The following is a 1,576-nucleotide window of genomic DNA, read 5'->3' on the forward strand; positions in this document are numbered from 1 at the left end:
AATGTTGGTGTGGTAACTACATTCTACACGAGGTCGTTATGGGCTTCCTTTATATTGACTTCTGGGTGTTGCACTTAATCTTACAATCCGTCATTTGAAAAATCAATATCAAATATAGAACGTCTCTCATTTTCTGAATGCAAATTAAATTTAATTGGCCTCCACTGACTGTAAACATGTGTTTCAGAAAAAATTTCTATATTTATACATGATGGGTCCAATTCAATTTCTATAGCATTGTAATCATAACTATAATAAAATTTATATCCCTTATGATCTATATCTGGGAAATTATTTTTAAATTTCTCATTATATTCTGGTTTGAAATAATTAATTAAGCCCGCTTCTGTTACATTAATAATTTGATTATCGATCCTCAATGGTGGATTAGACATTACTTTAGCTAAATGTTCCAAATCTTCACTTTCAGTAGTGAGATAATTTTTACTTATTCCATCGAATGATGAAAACAATCTAGGGGTAAACTCCCACAAACTTATAGCCACTTCAACTTCAATATTCCTATGACTAACATCAGCCAAGATTTTTTGCAATGTGCTATGAGAACCCAGTCTTTGAATTGCATCTCGTTCTCCAGCCTTTCCATAAGATTGGCCTACATATAAAATTTTTGATTTTAACCGTTCATTATAAAAATTCGTATATAGGCAAAGAATATCTGTTTGTATACCCCCACCTTCAACATCTCGAAGGATTAAGCCTTTATTCCCTATTAATTCATAAGTAAAAAATTCCTTATGATTTCCTTCAATGAATTGTATTTCAATCTTTTTAATAGACACATCTTCAACAACACCCACCTGAATTAAAATTTCTACATGGGTATCAAAAATTTTGATTCCGTCTTTAACAAAGCTTAATCTAGGAATCTCATGAATCATATATATGTGATAATTTGTATTTGAAACATCTACCTTATCTAAATCATTAGGATAACAAATTGCCACAGTAGAAGAATACGTGTGTAACGCAAATTCACTCATGTATTTTCTAGGCAAGCCATTATTTAAATTTGATTGCGTTTGCGTATATTTTAGATTATCAATGCAACAATGTTTAAACTTCTTCCCCGATCCACATGGACATTTTTCATTTCTTTCTATCTTCATTTCAAAACCTTCTTTCTTCAAAATATTAAGTTTACAGGTAAATATATTTATTTTATTTACGGGGCTATATTCTGTTCAAATAACCAATCCCTAATGAAAATTATTTATACAACTATTTCGTTTTGATAGTTTAATAATACCTTAAATAACATTTATTTGTACAAAGCATCTATTTACATTCCAACAAATTATAAAAAGCCACACCTTGTGTTAGGTGTGACTTAAATTTGTAAATTAATTGTTTTTAAATAGTTTATTGTATATTAAATTAAACTTTTCTCTATCCGTTATACTTATCGTCAATAATTGACCTGCATATTCAAAGGATTGAACATAATTTCCTACTAGTATTAATTTTTCAATTAAAACAGTGAATGGAACATTTTTTTCTTCAATTTTCCCATTTTCTCTATATTTAATTTTATAACTTTTAGTTTTATCTACAT

Annotated in this window: 2 protein-coding genes; both read right to left on the reverse strand. The window is 28.6% G+C overall.

The window, feature by feature from the left end:
- Nucleotides 1-80: 80 nt before the first annotated feature.
- Nucleotides 81-1,130, reverse strand: coding sequence for an SEC-C domain-containing protein (locus tag ACFCYJ_RS27410; RefSeq protein WP_376079109.1), 1,050 nt, complete (start codon nucleotides 1,128-1,130; stop codon nucleotides 81-83).
- 234 nt (nucleotides 1,131-1,364) lie between these two features.
- Nucleotides 1,365-1,576 (reverse strand): hypothetical protein (locus ACFCYJ_RS27415; RefSeq protein ID WP_376079111.1); only part of this gene is annotated, 212 nt, incomplete at its 5' end.

It is taken from the genome of Lysinibacillus sp. NPDC056232 (genome assembly GCF_042267565.1).
Lineage (GTDB): Bacteria > Bacillota > Bacilli > Bacillales_A > Planococcaceae > Lysinibacillus.

Excerpts from the sequence above, each read along its gene's own strand:
- ACFCYJ_RS27410 (WP_376079109.1), bottom strand. The coding sequence starts at position 1,130 with ATGAAGATAGAAAGAAATGAAAAATGTCCATGTGGATCGGGGAAGAAG.